Origin of the sequence: Yersinia proxima (assembly GCF_902170785.1) — a bacterium.
Classification (GTDB): Bacteria; Pseudomonadota; Gammaproteobacteria; order Enterobacterales; family Enterobacteriaceae; genus Yersinia; species Yersinia proxima.
In genome coordinates, this window is the sequence record NZ_CABHYG010000023.1 from 1 (window position 1) to 495 (window position 495).

The following is a 495-nucleotide window of genomic DNA, read 5'->3' on the forward strand; positions in this document are numbered from 1 at the left end:
TGGGGTGAAGTCGTAACAAGGTAACCGTAGGGGAACCTGCGGTTGGATCACCTCCTTACCTAACGATACGCATTGCGCAGTGTCCACACAGATTGTCTGATAGAAAGTAACGAGCAAATAAGGCCGGACTGAGAGATTAGTCGGGCTTTAGTACCTTGTTGGGTCTGTAGCTCAGGTGGTTAGAGCGCACCCCTGATAAGGGTGAGGTCGGTGGTTCAAGTCCACTCAGACCCACCAACTCACCATTCCCTGTTGAGTTGCAGCAATAAGGTGATTTGCTTTTTATATGGGGCTATAGCTCAGCTGGGAGAGCGCCTGCCTTGCACGCAGGAGGTCAGCGGTTCGATCCCGCTTAGCTCCACCATATAAAAAACTATTTCAAAACGTACTGCGGTCGCAAGACACAGTGTGTTGTGAAATATTGCTCTTTAACAATCTGGAACAAGCTGAAAATTGAAACAATACAGCTGAAACTTATCTCTCCGTAGAAGTACT

The 495-nt window shown here is 47.9% G+C and carries 2 tRNA genes and 1 rRNA gene; all 3 read left to right on the forward strand.

What is annotated here, in order from left to right:
* Positions 1-58 (forward strand): 16S ribosomal RNA (locus FTB31_RS20875); the annotation flags it as partial.
* A 102-nt stretch (positions 59-160) separates the two neighbouring features.
* A tRNA-Ile gene (locus tag FTB31_RS20880) sits at positions 161-237 on the forward strand.
* A gap of 51 nt (positions 238-288) precedes the next feature.
* Positions 289-364: transfer RNA gene (locus FTB31_RS20885), tRNA-Ala, on the forward strand.
* Positions 365-495: the final 131 nt, after the last annotated feature.